Annotated in this window: 18 protein-coding genes; 16 read left to right on the top strand and 2 right to left on the bottom strand. The window is 37.4% G+C overall.

All coding sequences use genetic code 11. The features are described 5' to 3' along the window. Nucleotides 1-1,449: 1,449 nt before the first annotated feature. From ACSSV9_RS00785 to ACSSV9_RS00775, 3 genes are read left to right on the top strand one after another with little or no spacing between them, the layout of a single operon-like run. A complete protein-coding gene (locus tag ACSSV9_RS00785) occupies nucleotides 1,450-1,788 on the top strand; it encodes a hypothetical protein (RefSeq protein WP_437345331.1) in 339 nt (112 codons plus the stop codon). Beyond that, a complete protein-coding gene (locus ACSSV9_RS00780) occupies nucleotides 1,763-2,614 on the top strand; it encodes an HDOD domain-containing protein (protein ID WP_437345330.1) in 852 nt (283 codons plus the stop codon). Before ACSSV9_RS00785 ends, ACSSV9_RS00780 begins: the two co-directional genes overlap by 26 nt. After that, nucleotides 2,614-4,674, top strand: a complete 2,061-nt coding sequence (locus ACSSV9_RS00775; protein ID WP_437345329.1) for a sensor histidine kinase — start codon at nucleotides 2,614-2,616, stop codon at nucleotides 4,672-4,674. The genes ACSSV9_RS00780 and ACSSV9_RS00775 overlap by 1 nt, the downstream gene beginning before the upstream one ends. Here the strand turns inward: ACSSV9_RS00775 and ACSSV9_RS00770 are convergent. Continuing rightward, a complete protein-coding gene (locus tag ACSSV9_RS00770) occupies nucleotides 4,633-5,943 on the bottom strand; it encodes an MptA/MptB family glycosyltransferase (protein WP_437345328.1) in 1,311 nt (436 codons plus the stop codon). The genes ACSSV9_RS00775 and ACSSV9_RS00770 overlap by 42 nt on opposite strands. Before the next feature lie 231 nt (nucleotides 5,944-6,174). On the opposite strand from ACSSV9_RS00770, the gene ACSSV9_RS00765 reads away from it, so the two are divergent. The 5 genes from ACSSV9_RS00765 (at nucleotide 6,175) to ACSSV9_RS00745 (ending at nucleotide 13,274) form a co-directional block, all read left to right on the top strand. After that, nucleotides 6,175-7,512, top strand: coding sequence for a glycoside hydrolase 5 family protein (locus tag ACSSV9_RS00765; protein ID WP_437345327.1), 1,338 nt, complete (start codon nucleotides 6,175-6,177; stop codon nucleotides 7,510-7,512). A gap of 11 nt (nucleotides 7,513-7,523) precedes the next feature. Then, the gene (locus ACSSV9_RS00760) at nucleotides 7,524-8,735 is read left to right on the top strand and encodes a glycoside hydrolase family 26 protein (RefSeq protein WP_437345326.1); all 1,212 of its coding nucleotides are present in this window, start codon (nucleotides 7,524-7,526) and stop codon (nucleotides 8,733-8,735) included. A 76-nt stretch (nucleotides 8,736-8,811) separates the two neighbouring features. Then, nucleotides 8,812-10,656: a sodium:solute symporter family protein gene (locus ACSSV9_RS00755; protein WP_437345325.1), complete on the top strand. Its 1,845-nt coding sequence runs from the start codon at nucleotides 8,812-8,814 to the stop codon at nucleotides 10,654-10,656. Nucleotides 10,657-10,671: 15 nt separating this feature from the next. Beyond that, nucleotides 10,672-12,084, top strand: coding sequence for an MFS transporter (locus tag ACSSV9_RS00750; protein ID WP_437345324.1), 1,413 nt, complete (start codon nucleotides 10,672-10,674; stop codon nucleotides 12,082-12,084). Beyond that, nucleotides 12,081-13,274 carry a glycoside hydrolase family 130 protein gene (locus ACSSV9_RS00745; RefSeq protein WP_437345323.1) on the top strand — a complete coding sequence of 398 codons (1,194 nt, stop codon included), beginning with the start codon at nucleotides 12,081-12,083 and terminating at the stop codon, nucleotides 13,272-13,274. Before ACSSV9_RS00750 ends, ACSSV9_RS00745 begins: the two co-directional genes overlap by 4 nt. Nucleotides 13,275-13,337: 63 nt before the next feature. Here the strand turns inward: ACSSV9_RS00745 and ACSSV9_RS00740 are convergent, their stop codons facing one another. Then, nucleotides 13,338-14,720 (bottom strand): AGE family epimerase/isomerase, encoded by a 1,383-nt coding sequence (locus tag ACSSV9_RS00740; protein WP_437345322.1) that lies wholly within the window; start codon nucleotides 14,718-14,720, stop codon nucleotides 13,338-13,340. A 259-nt stretch (nucleotides 14,721-14,979) separates the two neighbouring features. Between ACSSV9_RS00740 and ACSSV9_RS00735 the strand changes: the two genes are divergently transcribed. The 8 genes from ACSSV9_RS00735 to ACSSV9_RS00700 all read left to right on the top strand — a co-directional run bounded on the left by ACSSV9_RS00735 (nucleotide 14,980) and on the right by ACSSV9_RS00700 (nucleotide 23,505). Then, a complete protein-coding gene (locus ACSSV9_RS00735; RefSeq protein WP_437345321.1) occupies nucleotides 14,980-16,989 on the top strand; it encodes a sialate O-acetylesterase in 2,010 nt (669 codons plus the stop codon). A gap of 15 nt (nucleotides 16,990-17,004) precedes the next feature. After that, complete coding sequence (locus ACSSV9_RS00730) at nucleotides 17,005-18,063, top strand: glycoside hydrolase family 5 protein (RefSeq protein ID WP_437345320.1); 1,059 nt, start codon at nucleotides 17,005-17,007, stop codon at nucleotides 18,061-18,063. Nucleotides 18,064-18,122: 59 nt separating this feature from the next. Beyond that, a complete protein-coding gene (locus ACSSV9_RS00725) occupies nucleotides 18,123-19,430 on the top strand; it encodes an extracellular solute-binding protein (protein WP_437345319.1) in 1,308 nt (435 codons plus the stop codon). 9 nt (nucleotides 19,431-19,439) lie between these two features. After that, complete coding sequence (locus ACSSV9_RS00720; protein ID WP_437345318.1) at nucleotides 19,440-20,921, top strand: sensor histidine kinase; 1,482 nt, start codon at nucleotides 19,440-19,442, stop codon at nucleotides 20,919-20,921. 12 nt (nucleotides 20,922-20,933) lie between these two features. After that, complete coding sequence (locus ACSSV9_RS00715) at nucleotides 20,934-22,388, top strand: sigma-54-dependent transcriptional regulator (protein ID WP_437345317.1); 1,455 nt, start codon at nucleotides 20,934-20,936, stop codon at nucleotides 22,386-22,388. A 54-nt stretch (nucleotides 22,389-22,442) separates the two neighbouring features. Next, nucleotides 22,443-22,694 (top strand): DUF4342 domain-containing protein, encoded by a 252-nt coding sequence (locus tag ACSSV9_RS00710; RefSeq protein WP_437345316.1) that lies wholly within the window; start codon nucleotides 22,443-22,445, stop codon nucleotides 22,692-22,694. A 114-nt stretch (nucleotides 22,695-22,808) separates the two neighbouring features. Beyond that, nucleotides 22,809-23,111, top strand: a complete 303-nt coding sequence (locus tag ACSSV9_RS00705; protein WP_437345315.1) for a DUF134 domain-containing protein — start codon at nucleotides 22,809-22,811, stop codon at nucleotides 23,109-23,111. 1 nt (nucleotide 23,112) lies between these two features. Beyond that, complete coding sequence (locus ACSSV9_RS00700) at nucleotides 23,113-23,505, top strand: NifB/NifX family molybdenum-iron cluster-binding protein (RefSeq protein WP_437345314.1); 393 nt, start codon at nucleotides 23,113-23,115, stop codon at nucleotides 23,503-23,505. Nucleotides 23,506-23,507: the final 2 nt, after the last annotated feature.

The following is a 23,507-nucleotide window of genomic DNA, read 5'->3' as shown; positions in this document are numbered from 1 at the left end:
AGGATGGAGTCGCTCATCGAAGTAGCACAAATTGTGTTTTTAGACAAGCTTGAGGCGGTTGCTTCGACAGGCTCAGCAACCGTGAATTTCTACGCTCGTCGAGTAACACGAAGTGCTAATCGAGACGAGCGTCGGAGCGATTGCTTCCTCCCCGCTTCGCTGGACCTCGCAATGACAGAATGAGTCACCCAGTCTTTGCGAGCGAACGGAGTAAGCGAAGCAAACTAAAGTTACGAAAGTCTTTCGTCTTTGCGAGCGAGTGAAACGAGCGAAGCAAACTCTGAATAATTAAAAGTTCACTTTTACAAAAGCGGTTGCTTCGACAAGCTCAGCAACTGCGGATTTTTAAGCTCGTTGAGTAGAACGAAGTTCGTATTGAAACGAGTTCAGGCGGTCATTTCGATATGTTCTTCTATCGAAGAACACTCAACGACCGCAGGATGGAGTCGCTCATCGAAGTAGCACAAATTGTGTTTTGAGACAAGCTTGGGGCGGTTGCTTCGACAGGCTCAGCAACCGTGAATTTCTACGCTCGTCGAGTAACACGAAGTGCTAATCGAGACGAGCTTTTCGGGCGATTGCTTCCTCCCCGCTTCGCTGGACCTCGCAATGACAGATTGAGCCATCCAGTCTTTGCGAGCGAGTGAAACGAGCGAAGCAAACTCTGAAGAATCTTAAAAATTCTCATTTATGAAAACGGTTGCTTCGACAGGCTCAGCAACCGTGAATTTCTACGCTCGTCGAGTAGCACGAAGTGCTAATCGAGACGAGCTTTTCGGGCGATTGCTTCCTCCCCGCTTCGCTGGACCTCGCAATGACAGAATGAATCACCCTGTCTTTGCGAACGAAGTAAACTCTAACAAATGCTTTCTTAAATTACTTCGTCATCCCCCAAAAGGCGGAGTGATTCCTCGTGATGACATTTACTTACTTGTCTTTGCGAGCGAATGGAGTGAGCGAAGCAAACTCTATACACACAACACACTCGTCTTTAAGGGCCTCCGAAGCAAATTTTTGACATCTCCATGTTTTGCATGCAAACTAAGCAAGCACATCAAAATCCATCGAATGTCAAAGAAGTAATCATTCCATTTCCATTTTGTCAGTAAGTCGAAGTTTGGGAATAACTTTTGCATATTGTAACTGCTTTAGATAGTATTTTTATGATTCGTGAAAAATATTCACTATAAGAATCTCCTCTTATTCCTATCCATAATTAAAAATAAAATTCATGTTAATAATATTCATTTTCACACTTTTAGTATTAACATCCAACCCCGCTGAATTAAAATATATTTAGTACTACAAATGATAACCTGGAAGAAATTCAAAAAATATTTCAGAAGTTTAATGATATTCTCCCAAAATGAAAAAAGTCTTTAATAAATAATGATTTAATACGATAATAATATGTGACTTATTTCTTCTCCTAAGTTGAGTGAGCGAGTAATGAGAGAAATTGTATCTATAGAAGGGATAGAAGATGGAATGGTACTGGCAGAAGATGTTAAAAATAAATACGGCCATTTATTGATCCCTGCCGAAACAGTATTAAGCCAGAAGCATAAACTACTTCTTAAAACCTGGGGGATAACTGTAGTTTCAATCAAATCAGAGGATGAGCAAATTACTTTTACAGAAGAAGAGAAGAAGACAGAAAGAGAAGAACTTCTCAAACAAATTAACTGGACAATTGAAAATGAATATGAAGAAGATTTAATAAATATGGTGGTCGAACACAAATTAGAACAAATAAAATTTTATGATAACAAAAGAAAAAATTCTTGAACAGATTCATTCTATCCCTACTTTACCAACAATCTATACAACGGTATCCAGGGCAATGGATGATCCATATATAACCAATGAAAAAATAGCTGAATTGATATCAGCCGACCAATCTTCTTCTTTTAAGATATTGAGAGTGGCAAATTCACCATTCTTTGGATTTAGAGGAAAAATAAATACGATATCACAAGCAATTTTTTATCTTGGACATAATGAAGTTAAGAACATTTTATTTACAATATCATTGCTAAAAATAATGCCCGGCAGCAAAATACTTACTAAACTGAAACCCGCCGATTTATGGGCGCATTCAGTGTCTACGGGGGTTATCTCCAGAATTATTGGTGCAGAAATTAATGACAGACAGATAGAAAATTTTTTCCTTGCGGGTGTGTTGCACGATTTCGGTAAAATTCTGTTGATCGAATATTTTAATAAAGAATATGCAGAAGTACTTGAGATTTCTCAGAATACTAATGTTGAGGTATCCGTTGTTGAATCAGATAAATTAGGTATAACTCATTCGGAATTGGGAGCTAAATTAGCAGAAAAATGGAAACTACCGGATATTATAATTGATACTCTAAGGAACCATCACAAAGGTAGATCGAACAATTCTAATAATGATTTTTTAGTAGCAGCCGTTCATATTGCAGATATTGTATCTAAACTACTTGCTCTGGGCTATTCGGGCGATAATATTGTTAAAAAGCCTACAAATTCAGTCTGGCAAAAAATAAAACTGTCTGAAAAATTTTTTACAATTAACCGTAAAAAAATTATTCATGAATACGAACATATTTTTAAGATGTTAATGATTAATTAATGAACACATTGAATCTACACATACTATCCGAAATAATAAATGCGATCGACTCGGAAGATGATGAGTTGATACTAAATTCTGTCATTAATTCATTAATGCAAGTGGATAATGCCATAAAGTGGATCGCAATTTATCTACTAAACAATCGTAATTATGAATTTCATCTTGTAGCGTCGCATCCTACAAATCATAATGATTTAATAGAAACTGAGTATAAACTGTTGATCGAAGACGGTACTATTGCAAAAATTTTGAATGCTAATTCTTTAGTTTATTGTTCGGGTGAAAGTAGATTTATTAGATTTTCTTCAAGTGAGGAAATTTATGGTTTTGTGATAATAAGATACGATTCGGAAAATACAATTGACGAAATTCTACTTGAATTTTATACTGCAGTAGGGAAATTGATAAGTAATTGGTTTAAGTATAATAAACGAAGGAAAGAAAATTTATTCAAAAAAAATTTTGTAGAGTATAACCAGGAGCATAGTAAGGATTTACTAGAAGGCATTAAAAATTTGAGGAACATTTTAGATTCGATACAGGCTGGCATTGTTATAATCAATCCAGAAACTCAAGAGATCGTAGATGCCAACAAGATGGCTGAGAAATTATCGGGCTGGAAGAAAGATGATATAATTGGTATGCGAAGAGAAGAACTATTTCTTCTAAATTCTTGGGATTACAAAGAATTTGGAAAACTTTTAGGTTCCGAGTCGTTACTTAATAAAAAAGATGGTGATGTACTTCCAATATTATTAACTGAGCAAAAAATTAAACTCGGCAATGAACAATTTATTCTTTCTACGTTTTCGGATATAACCGAGCAAAAAAATCTGGAAATTGAACTGCTTGAGTTCAAATTCAACCTGGAACAAAAAGTTGAAGAAAGAACGCACGAATTAAAAAAGGCATACGATAAATTAAAAGCTGAAGTTGATGCCAGAACAAAGTTAGAAAAAGAAAAACTAAAGCTTTATTACGCCATTTATCAGAGCCCAGTGGCTATGGTAATTGTTGACCAGGAGGGTTTTATCGAGTATGTAAATCCAAAATTCAGTGAATTGACCGGTTTTTATTTCGATGATGTATTTGGAAAAAAAATAGTAAATGTAATAGTCTCAGATAATGATGAATATTACATTAAAGAAATTGCCCAGATGATCAGACAGGAAAAAATCTGGAAGAAAGATATCAGGATTAAAAAGAGAGGTGGTGAATTTATATGGGTGTCGGCGTCTGTATCTGGAATTGTTAATGATAGAGGGAAACTAACTCATTACCTTGCAGTTTATGAGGATATATCGCTTAAAAAGAAAGCCGAAGAAGAAATCATCAAAGCTAAAGAAAAAGCTGAAGAGGCAGCACGTTTGAAATCTTCTTTACTGGCAAATATGAGTCACGAATTCCGTACACCATTAATAGGCATTCTCGGCTTTACCGAATTTCTTTTAGAAGACGACTTAAGCCAGGAAGCCAAAGAAATAATTGCTGATATTAATTCTGCTGGAAAACGACTTTTGAATACGCTCGATAGTGTCCTTCAACTTTCGGAATTAGAGTCGCTTTCAGAATATCTTAAATTATCGAAAGCTTCTTTAAATGAATTAATACGTGATACTTATGAACAATATTTACCATTTGCTGTTTCAAGAGGTCTGCAATTTAAACTAAATTTACCGACTATCTCATTGGTCTCTGAAATTGATGACGATCTTTTTTCAAAAGCACTGGCTTTTATTATCGACAATGCTATTAAATTCACTCCAAAAGGGGAGATCGAAGTTAGTGCGGAAAATGTTAATCACAATGAAAAATACTGGAATGCTATTAAAATATCCGACACCGGAATTGGCATCGACGAAAAAGATTTTGAATTAATATTTCAAGAATTCCGTCAGGGAAGCGAAGGGCATAAGAGAAATTATGAAGGTACGGGTCTGGGACTTACTTTAGCAAAAAAGATGATTGAATTTATGAATGGGTATATATCAATTGAGAGCGTTAAAGGGAAAGGCTCAATTTTTACTATCTATATTCCTGCCGTCGACGAAAATTAAATCATGCATCAGAAAAATTAATACTGGAAGATATTCTACAACAAGCAACAAAGGATATTCCTTCCAGTAACCGTAAAGCTGATAGTTCATTACAGTAATAATCGTTGTGCTACTTAAAGAGGCATAGAAAATTCCGCTCAATCTCGGTACAACAGGCAATAATACAATTAACCAGCCAATGTACCAGGGATGCACCACAGGAGAAAATAACAACAACAATAAGTACGTATAATAAAGATCAATTTCTATTTTTCTTCGTTTCATAAAAAGATAATAAGCTGCAAATGAAATTGCATAGAGGATTAAACAAATCAGTCTCGATTTTTGATTGTGTTCGAGGAAAGCATTTATTATGTTGAAAATACTTCCGTTAAATGTCCAGTTTCTTGCAAATTTTTGCAGTGCCTGGAATAAGTCGGGCGTGGATAAATAAGGAATAAATTGAATACCTAAAATTGCCACGGGGATTAATGGATAAATAATCTTTCTTTTGACATCCGTTTCATACCAAAAAATTGCTGGTAACGCAATCAAGAAAGCGGGTTTAATCGACAGCGCAAAACCTAAAAATATTAAAGAAATTATTTTGCACCATCTATTCTTTTGAGCTGACTGTAAATAGAAAAAAAGAAAAAGCGCGAAAAATGTAAATCCGTATCCGTCCAGGTGTGCATCAATTCCAATGTGAATTAAAATTAGTGGACACAATGCATAGAGTAAAACGAAACTGAAATTTAATCCCCTTAGTTTTAGAAGATATAAAGTACTTGCCATAGTTATTATTTCAAAAAGTATCATGAGAAGCTTTAATCCCCAGACAGATTCTCCACTTATTAAATATGCTGTATAGAAAAGCCACTGGCTTAGCGGGAAATAGATTGTTTTCATATCCGGAAAGTTGACTTTGTCTGGAAGCATCTCGCTCGAAAGGTGACTCAGCTGACTTGCATCTGGAGGGTATAGATATGGATTAATCCCGTTGTATTGAACTTTGCCGTCCCATATATATCGATAAATGTCGTCGCTTCCCAGTGGAAAGTTATTAATGAACAATATTCTGATTAAAATAGCTACCGTCAGTCCGAAATAAATTGTTTTCCTGTCAATCTCGTACTTAAGTATTATTATGGCAAATGGAATATAGAGTAAAGAGGAAATAAGGGAAATATAATTGAAATGAATAATGTCGTAATGAATGAATAAATAAAAATACAGAACAAGCTGAACAAGAATAATGAATTTGATAGTATGATTGAACGTATTTTTCATTCGTAATTAGATTAATACCAATTTTAATACTGGAAAAATAAGGAAATTCAAAACGCTGCAAAAAAAATAGAATTAATTGTAGCATTTATCATTTTGATAAAATTTTATTATCCTTATAAATAATTAGTATTAAAAGGAGCGATTAACACACGGATATCTGATTTATTAAGTGGCATAATTTCTGTACACTTACTTTGGTGGTTATGTTCTCAAAACGGAGTTCGAATATTAATGAAAAAATATGCGTTGTTCTTTATTTCGTTATTAATTTTTTCGGCATGCAGCACTTCTCTATTAACTAAAACTGAATATGTTCGAGTCGTCGATACTCATTTTGAATACAAGGGCGAGCCGTATTATTTTGTCGGGACGAACTTCTGGTACGGATGTTATCTGGGACGTGAAGGTCGAGACGGCGACAGAGAACGCTTAAAGCGTGAACTCGACTATCTAAAAGAACTCGGAATTACAAATTTAAGGATACTGGCGGCATCCGAAAAGTCGTACATTCAAGCTTCGCTCGATCCATCTATTCAGGAAGAGCCGGGTAAATTTAATGAAGATTTGCTTGACGGGCTCGACTTTCTGCTTTACGAAATGCGTAAAAGGAAAATGTTCGCCGTAATTTTTTTGAGCAATTACTGGGAATGGTCGGGGGGTTTTGCCGTCTATAATAAATGGTCGGGTGATTCGAATTATGTTGATCCGCATAATCCAGAACAGGGCTGGACTAAATTTATGAACTATTCAGCGAAGTTTTATACGAACGAAAGAGCAAATGAATATTACCGAAATTTCATTGTGCATATAGTAACAAGGAAGAATAAATATACAGGTGATTATTATTATGAGGATCCAACAATAATGGCCTGGCAATTAGCAAACGAACCAAGACCAGGCTGGGGCGAAGAGGGTTTTCGAAATGCAAAAAATTTTTATAAATGGATCGATGAAACGGCAGCCTTTATCCGCTCGATTGATCCCAATCATCTTATTACAACAGGCAACGAAGGTCTCGGCGGATGTCTCGATTCTGATACGATTTTTATAAATGCCCATAAAAGTCCAAATATTGACTATGCCACATTCCATCTCTGGGCAAAAAATTGGGGATGGTTTGATGCTAAAAAAATCGAAGAAACCTATCCATCAACAGAAAAAAAAGCAATCGACTATTTTAATGCACACATGTTACTTGCGAGACGACTCAATAAACCAATTACACTTGAAGAATTCGGAATACCCAGAGACTACGAAGAGTATAGGCCTGGTTCACCAGTAACAGCAAGGGACAGATATTTTTTGAAAATATTCGAGTTGGTAGCAGACAGTGCTAAGGCAGGAGCTCCAATTGCTGGAACCAATTTCTGGGCTTGGGGCGGCGAAGGAAAACGCAACAACGATGACTATATCTGGAAAAAAGGGGATCCGTTTACAGGTGATCCCCCACAAGAACCGCAAGGTCTTAATTCTGTTTTTATTTCGGATGGATCGACTCTTGAAATAATTTCGAAACATGCTGCGGATATGAATCGTATCCGAAAAATGAAACTCCTTGTACGCAATTAAAGTAACCTTTTATGATACGTAAACTCAGTCTATTGTCGATAATTGTAATAACAATAAATGCATGCATGATGGAATTCAATACTGTCGAATTTCTTAAAAGGAATGAAATAAAACTCGTCGATACAAGTGCAACAAAAGAGACAGCAATGCTTTATTATAATTTGAAAATGCTATCTAATACAAACACAATTTTTGGTCATCATGACGCAACAGCTTATGGTATTGGCTGGTACGGTAAAGAAGGAAGATCAGACGTTAAAGATATAACCGGCTCCTATCCCGGTCTATACGGATGGGACTTCGGAGAATTGATATGGGAGCCTAACATTAAAAATGAAAACAGAAATATAACGAGGCTTGTACGCAAAGCTTATTCGAGGGGAGGAGTAAATACATTCTGCTGGCATGCACCTAATCCCGTAACCGACAAATCGTTTTATGATACTACTATCGCTGTTCCCAAAATATTGCCAGGAGGAGGATATTATTTAAAGTATTTAAGGATGCTCGATCAGATTGCCGATTTCGTTGCAACTCTGAAAGATACAGCGGGCAAGCCAATTCCAATTATCTTTCGTCCATTTCATGAATTCGACGGCAGCTGGTTCTGGTGGGGAAAAAATTTCTGTACTCCCGATGAATTTAAAAAATTGTGGAAAACTACTGTTGAGTACCTCAGAGATAAAAGGGGATTGAGAAATATTCTTTATGCATACTCTCCGGATAGAAATTTTTATTCAGAAGAAGAATATCTGGAACGTTATCCTGGCGACAATTATGTAGATATTCTTGGATTTGACGACTATTATGACTTTATGCCCGATGGCGACGGTATTCAGTGGATTCAAAAGAAACTGGCTATTGTCACTTCCATTGCAAAACGGAAAAACAAAATTGCTGCATTTACAGAAACCGGCCTGGAAGGAATTGTCGATTTTAATTGGTGGACTGGTCGTCTCTATAAAACCATTGGGGGAGATTCCGTTAAAATCGCATATCTGATGGTATGGCGGAATGCAAATGAAAAACATTACTATGTTCCTTATAAAGGTCATCCGGGCGAAGATGATTTTGTAAAGTTTACACTAACCGAAAAAGTCTTGCTTGAAAGAGATTTACCGGATTTGTATTCAAAGCCAATTAACGAAGAAATTATTAAGCAAGTCAATCAGAAACAAAAGATTGAATTACTAAAAGCTGTATTGACTTATCCAGTTATGTAACAAATGATAAAAAATTAGGAGCGAAGGAATTCTGGACTGTAATGAAAAATATTGAAAATAAATTTACAGGAAAATTATGCAGATACATATCATCGACTTGGTAATCATAATACTCTATTTTGCTGTAGTGCTTGCCATTGGGATACTAGTATCAAAAAGATCGATAAAAGATATCGATTCGTATTTCCTTGGCAGCAATCAATTGCCCTGGTGGATGCTTGGTATCTCAAACGCCTCGGGAATGTTCGACATAACCGGCACCATGTGGCTTGTCTATTTATTGTTCGTCTACGGGATGAAAAGCGTTTGGATTCCGTGGCTCTGGCCAATATTCAATCAAGTGTTTCTCTTTGCTTATCTGTCGATCTGGTTGAGAAGGTCAAATGTTATGACTGGAGCGCAGTGGATCGAGACCAGATTTGGAAACGGCAAAGGCGCCCGCCTTGCACACATTATTGTTGTTTGTTTTGCGCTTGTTAGCGTTGTGGGATTTATAGCTTATGACTTTAAAGGAATTGGAAAGTTTGCTAAAATATTTTTACCGTGGGATCTGTCGCCCGATATGTATGCAATAATTTTAATGAGTATTACAGCTATCTACGCTGTCAAAGGGGGGATGGTGAGCGTGGTTGCAACGGAAGTGCTTCAATTTCTTGTAATGACCGTAGCTTCAATTGCAGTGGGTATTGTTGCAATGAATGCCGTTGCGCCTGGAGCGCTAAATGCCGTTGTACCAGAAGGTTGGAAAGAACTTTTTTTCGGATGGCATTTGAATTTAAACTGGTCGGGAATAATGGAATCGGTTAATGCCAAAATTACTGAAGACGGTTACGAATTATTTATGATTTTTATGATGATGGTATTATTTAAGGGTATACTTGTAAGTGCAGCTGGTCCAGCGCCTAATTATGATATGCAGAGAATTTTAGCTACCAGGAATCCTAAAGAAGCTTCGAAAATGAGCTGGCTGGTTTCGCTCGTTCTCTTTTTCCCCCGATATATGATGATAGCGGGTCTTACTGTGCTGGCTCTCGCTTTTCTGATGCCAGAATTAAATGCAATGGGGCCAAACGTCGATTTCGAAATGATATTGCCACTGGCTTTAAGGAAACTGATTCCGGTTGGACTGGTAGGCGTTTTACTGGCAGGTCTTCTTGCTGCTTTTATGTCAACATACGCAGCCACAATCAATGCAGCTCCTGCTTATGTTGTCAACGATATTTATAAGAAATTTATTAATCCAAACGCACATCCGAAAAAATATGTCCACATGAGTATAGCTGTCTCTATCTTTTTTGTTATACTAGGCTTTATTTTCGGCATCATGGCGCAATCGGTTAATCAAGTAACACTCTGGATTGTAAATGGACTTTGGGGTGGTTACACAGCGGCAAATGTTTTGAAATGGTATTGGTGGAGGATGAATGGTTATGGATACTTCTGGGGAATGGTTATCGGTATAGCGGCTGCTTTAATTATGCCTCTGCTTTTCCCTTCGTTGCCGACACTCAATGCATTTCCTTATGTACTCGCCATTTCAATTCTCGGCTCTATACTTGGTAGTTACTTGAGTGAACCAGAGCCCGATAATGTATTGATGAAATTTTATATAACGGTTCGCCCATGGGGATTATGGAAACCAATTCATGAAAAAGTTAAAGCTCGCTTTCCGGAATTCAATCCAAATTTCGGTTTCAAAAGAGATATGTTCAACGTTGTAATAGGTATTATCTGGCAAACAACTCTGCTTGCTGCGCCCATTTATCTTGTAATCCATGAATATCTATACTTTGCGATTACTCTCTGCATTACTGCTATAACGTCATTAATACTCAAATTTACATGGTGGAATAAACTCGATGAAATTTGTGGTGAGGAATCGGAAAAAATGTATAGAGAAATGGCATCGAAAATTGAATGATAATGCTGGAGAAATATGAATAACACCGATGGTATTAAACTAAGATTGATCGAAAAGGTAGCATATGGCTGTGGGGATTTTGCATCTTCGATGTTCTGGAAACTCTTTTCGATGTTCCTGCTTTTTTTCTATACAGATATTTTTGGAATCTCTGCTGCAGCTGTGGGAACAATGTTTCTTGTTACGAGAATATGGGATGCAATTAACGACCCGATGATGGGTATGATATGCGATCGTACAGAAACCCGTTGGGGCAAATTTCGTCCTTATCTTTTATTCGGTGCTGTCCCTTTTGCAATTCTCGGTATAATTACTTTCAGTACCCCGGATTTTAGTCCTTCTGGTAAATTAATCTATGCATACGTTACTTACACGTTAATGATGATGGTATACACTGCTGTTAACGTTCCGTATTCCTCGCTGATGGGAGTAATGACCAATAATCCATTGGAAAGAACTTCACTTGCTTCCTTCAGATTCGTGGGAGCATTTTCGGGTGGCATTCTTGTAACAGCAACTGCTTCATATCTTGTGGAATATTTTGGAGGAGTGGCAAATCCAGCACAGGGTTATCAATTGGCGGTAAGTATTTATGCAATACTTGCTGCAATTTTCTTCCTGCTCACATTTGCAGGCACAAAGGAGCGCCTTAAGTCCACAACGATTAAGAATTCATCTCTTAAAGATGATTTGAAAGATATATTGAAGAATGGTCCATGGTTTATTATGCTGGCTTCGGGTGTATCGATTCTAATCTTTAATTCGCTCCGTGACGGTTCAATTCTTTATTACTTTAAATATTTTATCAAGGACCAAAAAGTAGAATTATTCGGTTCGCAATACAATTTTAACCAGGCTGAACTTGCTTCTGTATACATGACTCTCTGGCTTGCTACTAATATTGTTGGTGTTGTATTGGCAAAGCCTGTTTCGTCAATAATCGGTAAGAAAAAAACATTTATTGTTGCAACTCTCCTTTCTGCGGGATTCAGTTTTCTCCTCTTTTTTCTAAAGCCAGAGCAATTGATCTCGATTTTTGTGCTCAATATATTTATTGGTATTAGCGCGGGCATTGTGCTACCTTTAATCTGGTCGATGTATGCAGACATCGCTGATTATTCGGAATGGAAAAATGGTAGGCGCGCAACCGGATTGATTTTTTCGTCATCTTCAATGTCACAAAAATTTGGCTGGACACTTGGTGGCGCTTTAACAGGATGGCTACTGGCTTTCTTTGGATTCCAGGCTAATGTCGATCAGACTCCGCAATCTTTACTGGGTATACGTCTTATAATCAGTGTTTTTGCGGGTTTGGGCGCACTTCTCGCTGCATTGTTTATTTTCTTCTATCCATTGTCCGAAGATTTTATGAAAAAAATTGAAATTGAACTCGAACAAAAAAGAAACAATAACGAGGAGATAAAATGACTAAAAGTGCATTTAATAAGAGATTGAAAGAGTTGTTCGAAGAACATGAGAGATTAATTAAAAGAAAAAACAGACAACTTCCCAGTACAAACGGCGTTTTTAACCGTTACAAATATCCAATTCTTACCGCAGAACATACTCCCTTGTTCTGGAGATACGATCTAAATTATGAAACCAATCCGTATTTAATGGAGAGAATGGGAATAAATGCCACCTTTAATGCAGGGGCAATGGAATACAACGGGAAAATAATTTTAGCCGTTAGAGTCGAAGGTGTCGACAGAAAATCGTTTATTGCAATTGCAGAATCACCGAATGGTATCGATAATTTTAAATTCTGGGATTATCCGGTTAAAATGCCAGAAACTGAAAATCCCGATACAAATATATACGATATGCGTTTGGTTAAGCATGAAGATGGATGGATTTACGGAATTTTTTGTACTGAAAGAAAAGATCCACAAGCCCCGGAAACTGATACTTCAGCTGCAGTTGCTCAGGCGGGAATTGCCAGAACGAAGGATCTCGTTAATTGGGAAAGACTACCGGATTTAAAATCAAAATCCCCGCAACAACGGAATGTAGTGCTACATCCCGAATTTGTAAACGGGAAATATGCCTTTTATACTCGACCTCAAGATGGTTTTATTACCACAGGCACAGGTGGCGGTATCGGGTGGGGCTTGACGGAATCAATTGAAAATCCTGTTATAGAAGAAGAAAAAATTATCGACGAAAGGGTTTATCATACAATCAAAGAAGTTAAGAATGGTTTGGGGCCTGCCCCAATTAAAACCGAGAAGGGTTGGCTACACTTAGCTCACGGCGTTCGAAATACAGCTGCGGGTCTCAGATATGTACTTTATCTATTCCTTACCGATTTAAATGACCCATCGAAGGTAATAGCACGGCCAGGTGGATACTTTATTGCTCCCGAAGGAGAAGAAAGAGTGGGAGATGTTTCTAACGTTGTTTTCAGTAACGGCTGGGTTAAAAAAGACAACGGCGATGTATTGATTTATTATGCTTCCTCAGATACACGTATGCATGTTGCTCGTTCAACCGTCGATAGGCTGCTCGATTATGTTCTTAACACTCCTGAAGACGGCTTAAGAAGCGCAGAATGCGTAAAGCAGAGATATCAATTGATAAATAAAAATCTGGAGATAATGAAAAAGCTTAAACTCTGATTCTTAGCTACGACGCCTCCTAAAGCCATGCTAAAATTAATTTCTCAGTTTAGCATGGCTTTTTTATTTTTCCACAGTTTGCACGGCAACTTTTTGCCAGTGGTCTATGAAAAGGTCGAATTCCAATTTTAACTTCCTGAAATTTGGATTTCTTTGATAGATGTCAGAATCTTCGTCGGAAAGCATAAGGATGCAGTTCATCAGTGCCCTGCCATTATGATAAGTGGCTTTCCAGATCGTCCCTTTTGGAGCGGTCTTATAATGTGGTTCTTTTTCCAGACTGCCCCAGTACCAGTCGCCGTGTTGATGATCTATCAGGTATCTTTTAACATATTCCCATTCTTGAAGAAAAAGTTTATAGTAACGCTTTTCGTTCGGGAAAATTTTTGAAAAGAGTAAAAGTGCATTCAGCGCTTCGGCCTGAGCCCACCAATTTTTTGTATCTTTAATTATGCTGCACTCGCCGTCTTCTGAATAGTAATAACCTTCGTCGAAAAATCCAGCACTCGAATTGTCCCAACCATTATCAATTGCGTGGTCAAGCATTCTTTTTGCGATTGTTAATGTTTCGATGTCGTTTTTTATACCGAGTTTATATGAAGCTTCGAGCATCAAAAAAGCAGTTTCGTAATCGTGACCGAATGATACATGGTCCAATCGATAATTTGCCTCACGTATTTCAGGTTGTGCATGTCTGAAAGAAACAGGTGTCCAGTCGCGTTCGAAAAATAATTGTAGATAACCTTTTGGATGTGTGATCTTATCTCTTATAAGAATTAATAGTTCTTCCAGACGTTCGCGTAATTTTTCATTTGGCCATATACCATAGAGTTCGGTAAAGGCTTCCAGCAAGTGGATCGAAGAATTCTGATCCTTAAAACCTACTTCGACAGCATCTGTTGCTTTTGTTCTGTATGAATCATTTCTTTCTATGGTTTTTCCGTCACGTCTCAAAAATTGAAAGTAACCTTTATGAAGAGGGTCATGGGCGTGTTCTTCCAGCCAGTTGAATGTGTCAATTGCAAGTTCGAGTGCGTCGTTATTCTTAGTCAATTCATATAAAGCCGATAAACCATAGATTGCAAAAGCATTGCCGTATGTTCGCTTTTCATCGAACCAACCTTCTACATCGGATAAATTTCCATCTCGACTTCGGATCTGATAAAAACCCCCATACTGCAAATCCCACATTTTATTTTTAAGGAAATCCAGTCCGTGTAGTGCCGCTTCGTACAACATGCTACTATTTAAAAATTTTGCCACTTTGGATGTCGTCCACACATGACGCGATTGTGTTACAATCATCTTCTCCTGCTCGGGCATTAAACTGAGGTCGTATGCAAGATTTGTGAAGTAGCCCCCGTATTCTTTATCGATAACCAGAGGATACCATTTGTAGATTAAATTATTTTCGAATTCATTTAGCATATCGGCCATGATACCCATATATTATTCACTTTAACGCTTAATTGATTGATAATTTTGTAGTGCAAATATTATGCTATTTTTTTCGTTTGTTATTGACGCAAAAATTATATTTGTTTTTACAATAATGATATATTTTTATCAAATTGATAAAAAAAGAGAAAGTCATCACTTAATTTTGACATTAAAAAAATTATTTCTCCAGGCGTAGTTTTTGCTATTAAAAGATATAATATAATGGACTGATTTTTACAACTTCTATTAAATAAGGGGGATATTAATGAGAATCTTAATGTTTTTTTTGATGGCTTCTTTAGCCTTAGCTGGAAATGAAAAAGAATTAAACTTGCCTTCTATTTTTTCGGACAATATGGTATTGCAACAGAATTCAAAAGTTGCAATATGGGGTATGAGCAAACCGGGGGCTGAAGTTACTATCAAGGCTTCCTGGAATGAATCGGCAATTACAAAAGCAGGCGAGAATGGAAAGTGGATAGCTTACATTAAAACACCTTCAGCTGGAGGACCTTTTGTATTAAAGGTGACAGACGGAAAATCCAATGTAGAATTTAAAAACGTAATGGTAGGAGAAGTATGGCTCTGTTCGGGGCAGTCGAATATGGAAATGCCGCTGGAAGGTTGGCCTCCGAGCGATACTGTTTCAAACAGCAAGGAAGTAATTGCCAGTGCAACGAATAAAAATATTAGATTCTTTACCGTCAGCAGAGCACTTTCGGAAAATCCGGAATACGATTGTATCGGACACTGGGAGGAATCGAATCCTGAAACTGCGGCTAAATTCAGCGCAACGGCTTACTTCTTCGGAAAAAAATTGTACGACGAATTGAAAATACCCATTGGATTAATTCATTCGAGCTGGGGAGGAACTCCAGTGGAAGCATGGACAGGAGCTAAATATATTTCCTCTGTCGATGAATACAAAGACATTGTTGAAAAGCTAAAAGATGCACGGAAAGAAATTGATCACCTTAGAGCATGGCTTTCAGAAAAACCGACTATTGATATTAATTCAATTAAATCGCCAACTCCCTGGAAAGGTCTTGACCTAAACGATTCCGAATGTTCTAAACCTGACTTTGACGATTCGAGTTGGAAAACTATGGATTTACCTGTTAAATGGGAATCGACTGAAATAGGTAATTTTGACGGTGTCGTTTGGTTCAGAAAAAACGTGACAATTAAAGCAGAATGGATTAATAAAGAACTTGTACTTGAACTCGGACCGATAGACGACATGGATGTGACTTATGTTAACGGAGTTAAATTGGGAGGTTACGAAGAAGGCGGCTACTGGCAGACAGACCGAATTTACAAAGTACCTGCAGATTTGGTTAAAGGTAAAAATCTTTCAATTGCCGTACGCGTTATCGATACTCAGGGCGGTGGAGGAATTTGGGGATCCTCTGAGAAAATGAAAATTCATCCGCTTGACTCACAAGAATCAATTTCTCTCACAGGTGCGTGGAAATATCTGCCGGTTGCCGAATATTACAGCGGAAAATTATATTTGTTTGACGTAAAGAATGCAGAATACAATAGTCGCCCGAAATTGTCCATTGAATATTCATCTTATACGCCCACTTTACTTTTTAATGGAATGATTGCCCCGTTGATACCATACGGAATAAAAGGCGCCATCTGGTACCAGGGAGAATCAAATGTTGGAAATCCCGAATTGTATAAAACACTCTTCCCATTGATGATTAAAAATTGGAGAGAAGAATGGGGTTTGGGCGATTTCCCATTTTACTATGTTCAAATTGCTCCATACAACTATGGTCCCAACGCTGAATCCCAGAAGTTAAGGGAAGCTCAATTAATGAGTCTTTCGGTACCCAATACAGGGATGGCCGTTACACTCGACATTGGCAATCCGAATAATATTCATCCAGCAAACAAAAAAGAGGTAGGCGAACGACTTGCAAGATGGGCGCTGGCGAAAAATTACGGCAAGAAAATCGATTTTTCAGGTCCAATCTTTAAATCGATGCAAAGGGAAGGTAATAAAATAATTCTGTCGTTCGATCATACTGACGGCGGCTTGATTATTAAAGAAATCAACGGTGAGAACAATTTCCTTATTGCAGGTAACGACAAAGTATTTAAAAAAGCCAGAGTAGAAATTAAGGATGATAAATTAATTGTCTTCTCTGAAAGTATTGAAAATCCTGTGGCGGTGCGTTATTGCTGGGATAATATTTCCGAAGCCACTCTTTTCAACAAAGCGGGACTGCCTGCTTCTTCATTTAGAACAGACAACTGGGATTAAGAGATGGGAATAAAAATGAGAAGTATTATTAAGTTAATTGCGTTGTTTCTATTAATCGGTCGAATCAATTTTACAAATGCACAAAAAACCGAGTATCATGCCTGGTGGCACGATACATATTTAAGAGAAACATTCGAAACCCCCAACAAGAAAAAACTCCCTCTGATTAAAGTAGCAGGCAATCGTTTTGTAGATGAAACTGGTGATACAATTTTATTCAGAGGTGTTTCAATTTCCGATCCCGATAAAATTGAAAAACAAGGACACTGGAATAAAAGGCATTTCGAAAAAGTTAAAGAACTTGGTACAATGATTATCCGTATTCCAGTTCATCCAGTTGCCTGGCGGGAACGAGGAGCCGAAAATTATTTGAAGCTGCTCGATCAGGCCATCGATTGGTGCACAGAATTGGGAATGTATGTTATTATTGATTGGCATACAATAGGAAATCTCGGTATGGAGTTGTTTCAGGATCCCATGTACGAGACAACTAAAAAAGAAACGTTCGAATTCTGGCGAACTATTGCACGAAGATACAGTGGTAATAATACGGTGGCTTTTTATGAATTGTTCAACGAACCGACTCTCTTTTTTAATCAGCTCGGAACGATGTCGTGGGCAGAATGGAAAGAACTCAATGAAAAAATGATTACGTTGATCAGAGCTTATGATAACGAAACGATTCCATTGGTAGCTGGATTCGATTGGGCTTATGACCTTACTCCTTTATTAATTGAACCAGTTGAAGCTGAAAATATCGGATACGTAACGCACCCATATCCTCATAAGCGCACGAAACCGTGGGAACCGAAATGGGAAGAAAATTTTGGTTTTGCCGCTCAGAAATATCCAATTATTGCAACTGAAATTGGTTTTACAATGGATAATGAATCCATTAATTCAAACGGCGAATATGGTGAGGCAATTATTAATTATCTTGAATCCAGAGGCATTAGCTGGGTCTGGTGGGTATTTGATCCGGAATGGCATCCGAAAATGTTCAAGTCGTGGGACACATATGAACTCACCGACAGCGGTAACTTTTATAAAGCAGTAATGCAAGAGAAAAAATAATGCGATGAATAAAAGTGCTGCGAATATTATTTTACGAATGCAAGCAGAACAGATAACTTATGAATACTAAATTTAAATGGGCGCTTGGTATACTGATTGTCTCGGTCTTCGCTTATTATGCGATTAACTATTATGTTAATCGGCGTGCAGGCGATGAGGTAATCGAAATTTATTTTGCCGACAGAATTACTGCCGCTCATGAAAAATTAATTGAAATTTATAACGAGAGGAATAAAGGGAAAGTACGCATTGTACCAATCGACTTTCCCAATTTTGATTTTAGTACGAATGAAAGAAAGGAAGTGCTGGCTCGTTCGTTACGAGGCACTGGCGACGGGATTGATCTCTTTGCCGTTGATATTATCTGGGTGCAAAGATTTGCAAAATGGGGAGAATCACTCGACAAATATCTGACCGAAGAAGAAAAAAAGCGACTGCTGCCTCTGGCAGTCGAATCGTGTTATTACAACGGCGAACTTGTTGCTGTCCCGTTAGTTCTTGTGAACAGTATCTGCTATTATCGGGAAGATCTGGTCGAAACGCTCCCCAATGGTAAAGAAATGATAAACAAGTTCGATAGTACAAATATTACCTGGGAAGAATTCCTTGACTACAGAAGCCAATATAAAGGTGATAAACCGTTTTATATTTTCCCCGCCGCCGATTACGAAGGTATGATTTGTAATTTTATGGAATTCCTTTTAAGCCAGAATCCAAATTACTTTCAACAATATGGTTTTAACCTCGATAGACCTGAAGCCGAAAAGGCTTTGCAATTTATGGTCGACCTGATTTATAAATATAATGCGACACCGCCCGATGTCACTAAGTTTACCGAGATATCAAGTTACGAATACTTTATTAATAATGACGGTTTTGTAATTCACGGCTGGCCCACTTACGATATGGACTTTATTAATGAAGCTTACGATAAAGAGAAGCAATCGAGACTCAAAAAAATGTGGATACCGTATTTTAAGGGCGGCGTGCCTACATCGATCGTAGGTGGATGGGATTTGATGGTTTCTAAATTTTCTACGAAGAAGAAAGAGACAATCGATTTCCTGAAATTTTTGCTGAGCGACGAAGCCCAGGAAATTTTTTATAAATTAAGTGGGCATTATCCTGTAATTAAAAGATTTTATGAAGATCCGTCGTATTTGAGTAAATATCCTGAAATACCGAAAATCAAAGAATATCTCAAAACGGCAAAACATCGACCAGCACATCCTGACTATACGAGATTTTCTAAAATTATGTCGTACTATATCGACGAGGCTTTAAAAAATCGTATCTCCGTTAAAGAAGCGCTCATCAAAGCTACCAATGCAATTCAACTTGAGAAAAATATTTTACAGGAGCGATGACTTAAATTTATGGTACGACAAAAATTAAAAAATAAGTTTACTAAATATCGATTCGAAATCAGGCATATCTCGGCGTTCCTGTTCGTACTTATTATTTTTCAGCTCGTAATGGCTTTTGTTCAAAAATCATCGCTTAGCGATTTCTTAAATGAAACTCAGGACTGGTATCAAAAATATTCCACCGAACGGCTGGCTATTATTACTACGACTAGTATGGAATTGCTTTATGAAAATCTCTTTATGGAAAAACCAATGTCCGAGTACGACCAGAGGAAAATCACTTACTCGTTTAACGTAATCTTCAAACAGCAGTTAATCCAGAAAAGTGTGGAAGATATAAGTCTGATTCTTCTAAAGAACCATCGCATATATGTTATTGACAGTGGACAAAAACTCTACGCATTCCTTACGAACAAACTCGCACCCTACGAAACGGGCGTTAACAGTCATTCCGAAGCGGTAAAACTATTTCTCGATTATAGAGATGAAATAAGGGCTTCGGAAACCATTTATTCGATTCTGGAAAATAATAAAACCTTTAAAATACTTGTGCCCTTCGTACCCGACGGCGAATATCTCGGTGTAATGTATATGAAGATTACACCTGACTTTACGTTTCTTACAAATGAAGTAACTTCGAATTTCGATAAAGTTGCTGTAATCTATACGTCCTTAATTTTTCTTGGACTTGTGATTATCTTTTACATTTCTTCACAGGCAGTAAAAGAAAGGAACGAAGCTCAGAAAAAGTTTTTCCAGGAGCACGAAGAAAATATCAAAAAACAAATCCGACTCGAAAAGGAGTCGCTCTTTACAAAAAGAATTTACCATACTCATCATAAAGCCGAAAAGATAATTGGTTTTATCAAGGAAGATGTCCGCAAGATGAACAGCGAAGGAATCGATGAATTGAAAAAGAGAGTGCTGACATATTCGAATTTCATTTCGAGAATTATATATGACATGAAATGGTACGACCAGGAAATCAATACAATTATTAACCCGATGTTCCATACTAACATTAACGAAGTAATAAAATTCATAGTGGAGAATATTTTCCTTAGAATCTCAAGTCGCAACGACATGTTCAGTTTTGAATTATTGCTTGACGACGATATTCCTCCGGTTAATGTTAATGAATTTGTGGTATGGGAAATTCTTGAACCTTTGATACATAACAGTATTGACCACAGTCAAAAAGATTCGGTAAAAATTAAAATAAAAACAAAACGTGATAAGGATAAAGGCCAAACGATTATAACTATTGAAGACGATGGCGTTGGAATAAAAAGCGAATTATTAGAAGTCGATTCAAAAGGTGTTAAAAAGATATTTCTTGAAAATATTTCCACCAAAAAACTTGAAGCTACTAATTCGGGTTATGGTTGCTATATTGCATATCAGATGGCGGTTGAAAAATGTGGATGGGAACTCGACGTTGAAAATATAAAAGAAGGCGGTTGCCGATTCACTATTAAAATAAAAAATTAAGGAAGATATCGTATGCAGAAACAAGATATGATTAACATTTTACTTGTTGAAGACGAAGAATTTGATGTAAGAAGAGTAAAAAATACGCTCGACTACTACAACTCCAGAATAAGATTGCTTGACACTGTTTCAAATGGTATGGCTGCCCTGTCTTTAATCAGGGATAATCCTGATAAATACGACGTTGTTATTATGGACTATCAAATATCGGGTGGCTTGAAAGGGGAGGAGCTGATTTCAAAAATGAAGAGCTACGACCCACTCATTCAGATTATCGTAGTAACAAAAATGACAATTAACATTACCAATTATGACTTTGCCAATAAGTTACTTCAGGCTGGAGCTTTCTGGTATTGTACAAAATATCCGGGTAACATCGAAGAATACATTTATCAACCTACAGATTTTATTCTAAGTATTTTCAACGCATACGAAAAAAAGAAACTCGAAAAACAAAAATTGAAATCCGACAGAAGACTTAAGAAGAGTATAGAAAATTTACTGGAAGCAAAAAAAATAATCGGCGAATCGAAACCGATGCTTCAATTGAAAGAAAACATTGAAAAGTATGCCAAAAGTGATGTAAATATATTGATCAACGGTCCGTCGGGCACAGGCAAAGAATTGGTTGCATGGAATATTCACCTGAGAAGCAAAAGGAAATACGAGAATTTTGTACCGATTAACTGTGGAAGCATTCCGAGTGACTTGTTAGAAAGCGAATTGTTCGGTTTCGAAAAAGGTTCGTTTACAGGTGCAAACAGAGAAAAACCTGGATTGTTCGAAGTTGCTAATAATGGAACTCTTTTCCTCGATGAAGTGGGTGAACTTTCTCCAACGGCTCAGGTAAAATTATTGAGAGTGTTGCAGGAGGGAGAGATTGAAAAGATTGGCAGAACTGGAAAAATATCGGTTAATGTTAGAATAATCGCAGCTACGAATAAAAATCTTGCTCACGAAGTTAACAATAATCGCTTCAGGGAAGATTTATATTATCGACTAAATGTTGTGCCGCTTGAAATAGTCCCTTTGCGTCAGCGCGGTAATGATATCATTTTGTTGTTTGAACATTTTCTCGACTACTTCAGTCAGGACCTCGGATTTACCAGGCCGGTGGTGGAAGAAAGCGCTAAGGAAATCTTGTTGAATTACAAGTGGCCTGGCAATGTTAGAGAATTGAGAAATGTAGTACAAAGATTGGTGCTGAACTGTCCCGACCGCATCACTGCTAAGGATGTTAGCAATCCAATGATACTTGGCAATAATATCGTGTCGAAAGAAGAATCGGGCTTTGAAGATTTATACGAAGGACAGGTGCTGCCTTTGAAAGAAGTGGAAAGGAGATTCAGAATACGGTATTTCAAGTATGTAAGGAGCATCTCAAGTTCGGATTCTGCTGCAGCAGAAAAGCTCGGATTGGCACCTTCCAACTTTTATCGTATGTGTAAAGAACTTGGTTTAAAATAAACAGAACTTCTGGCTTATTGTATGCGTCTGATTTATTAAAATTTCGGGAGAATTATGATTAATCAATTCAAAGTAAAGGGAAAGGAGCTTCTTGCTAAGATAGAAGAGTTAATCAAAGAAGGGAACGTAAGGCGAATAATAATAAAAGATGAAAAAGGGAATACGTATATCGAAATACCTGTAACTGTTGCAGTGCTTGGAGCTTTCTTCGCACCAGTATTGGCTGCCGTTGGCGCACTCGCCGGAATGGCTGCAAATTTTACTGTTGAAGTCATCAGAAGGCATGAAGAAGATATCAATCCTTAAATTATTATCCTGACGTAATTTCGTCAACCACGATTAACAAACACCAAATAATTTGCTGGATTATTATAGTAGTATTTTATAATTTTGTTATGAACATATGCTCATAATTATTGTATGCCCAGACCTAAAAAAAATAGAAGAATAAAGTGTTATCCGACAGCATATTATTTCAAACCGCGTGGAATTCCAATGTATGAATTATTAGAAAATGTACTGGCTGAAGACGAGGTCGAGGCAATCTACTGGGCTGACTATAATGGTTACGACCACGAGACTGGAGCTGAGAAGATGGAAATATCCCGACCTACTTTTGGTCGAATTCTTAAATCTGCAAGGAGAAAAATTGCAGATGCAATTATCAACGGTAAGGCGCTCAGAATTAAACAGGATTATTTTAACAAATTAAAGGAGGAATAAAATGAAAATAGCAGTTGCATCAGACGACAATTTGCATGTGTCCGGACATATCGGACGTGTAAACGGTTTTATCATTTACGAATGCTCTGAAGGGAAAATTCTCGGCAAACAGTATCTCGAGAACACTTTTACTAATCACGGTCGTCAAGGCAGGGGCGAGCATCATCACGGCGAGAGTCATAGGTACGGACACGAAAGACTGATAGAAGCGCTGAAAGGAGTAGATGTTTTAATTTTTACATCGGGCGGCTGGAGATTGGTGGAAGACCTCGAGGCTAACGGCATAAAACCTTTTATGACTGACGAAGAAAATGCCGACAGTGCAGTTGAAAAATATCTGGCGGGTCAATTAATAGAAAGAGAAGATAATGTTTGCCATCACGGCAGGCACTGAAA

It is taken from the genome of Melioribacter sulfuriphilus (genome assembly GCF_051488685.1).
GTDB lineage: Bacteria > Bacteroidota > Ignavibacteria > Ignavibacteriales > Melioribacteraceae > Melioribacter.
The sequence above is the reverse complement of the archived record's forward strand: the minus strand, read 5'-3'. Positions and strand labels throughout refer to the sequence as shown.

Bases quoted from the DNA above. Each gene is read 5' to 3' on its own strand.
- ACSSV9_RS00785 (WP_437345331.1), top strand. From the start codon at position 1,450: ATGAGAGAAATTGTATCTATAGAAGGGATAGAAGATGGAATGGTACTG.
- ACSSV9_RS00780 (WP_437345330.1), top strand. From the start codon at position 1,763: ATGATAACAAAAGAAAAAATTCTTGAACAGATTCATTCTATCCCTACT.
- ACSSV9_RS00775 (WP_437345329.1), top strand. From the start codon at position 2,614: ATGAACACATTGAATCTACACATACTATCCGAAATAATAAATGCGATC.
- ACSSV9_RS00770 (WP_437345328.1), bottom strand. From the start codon at position 5,943: ATGAAAAATACGTTCAATCATACTATCAAATTCATTATTCTTGTTCAG.
- ACSSV9_RS00765 (WP_437345327.1), top strand. From the start codon at position 6,175: ATGAAAAAATATGCGTTGTTCTTTATTTCGTTATTAATTTTTTCGGCA.
- ACSSV9_RS00760 (WP_437345326.1), top strand. From the start codon at position 7,524: ATGATACGTAAACTCAGTCTATTGTCGATAATTGTAATAACAATAAAT.
- ACSSV9_RS00755 (WP_437345325.1), top strand. From the start codon at position 8,812: ATGCAGATACATATCATCGACTTGGTAATCATAATACTCTATTTTGCT.
- ACSSV9_RS00750 (WP_437345324.1), top strand. From the start codon at position 10,672: ATGAATAACACCGATGGTATTAAACTAAGATTGATCGAAAAGGTAGCA.
- ACSSV9_RS00745 (WP_437345323.1), top strand. From the start codon at position 12,081: ATGACTAAAAGTGCATTTAATAAGAGATTGAAAGAGTTGTTCGAAGAA.
- ACSSV9_RS00740 (WP_437345322.1), bottom strand. From the start codon at position 14,720: ATGGGTATCATGGCCGATATGCTAAATGAATTCGAAAATAATTTAATC.
- ACSSV9_RS00735 (WP_437345321.1), top strand. From the start codon at position 14,980: ATGAGAATCTTAATGTTTTTTTTGATGGCTTCTTTAGCCTTAGCTGGA.
- ACSSV9_RS00730 (WP_437345320.1), top strand. From the start codon at position 17,005: ATGAGAAGTATTATTAAGTTAATTGCGTTGTTTCTATTAATCGGTCGA.
- ACSSV9_RS00725 (WP_437345319.1), top strand. From the start codon at position 18,123: ATGAATACTAAATTTAAATGGGCGCTTGGTATACTGATTGTCTCGGTC.
- ACSSV9_RS00720 (WP_437345318.1), top strand. From the start codon at position 19,440: ATGGTACGACAAAAATTAAAAAATAAGTTTACTAAATATCGATTCGAA.
- ACSSV9_RS00715 (WP_437345317.1), top strand. From the start codon at position 20,934: ATGCAGAAACAAGATATGATTAACATTTTACTTGTTGAAGACGAAGAA.
- ACSSV9_RS00710 (WP_437345316.1), top strand. From the start codon at position 22,443: ATGATTAATCAATTCAAAGTAAAGGGAAAGGAGCTTCTTGCTAAGATA.
- ACSSV9_RS00705 (WP_437345315.1), top strand. From the start codon at position 22,809: ATGCCCAGACCTAAAAAAAATAGAAGAATAAAGTGTTATCCGACAGCA.
- ACSSV9_RS00700 (WP_437345314.1), top strand. From the start codon at position 23,113: ATGAAAATAGCAGTTGCATCAGACGACAATTTGCATGTGTCCGGACAT.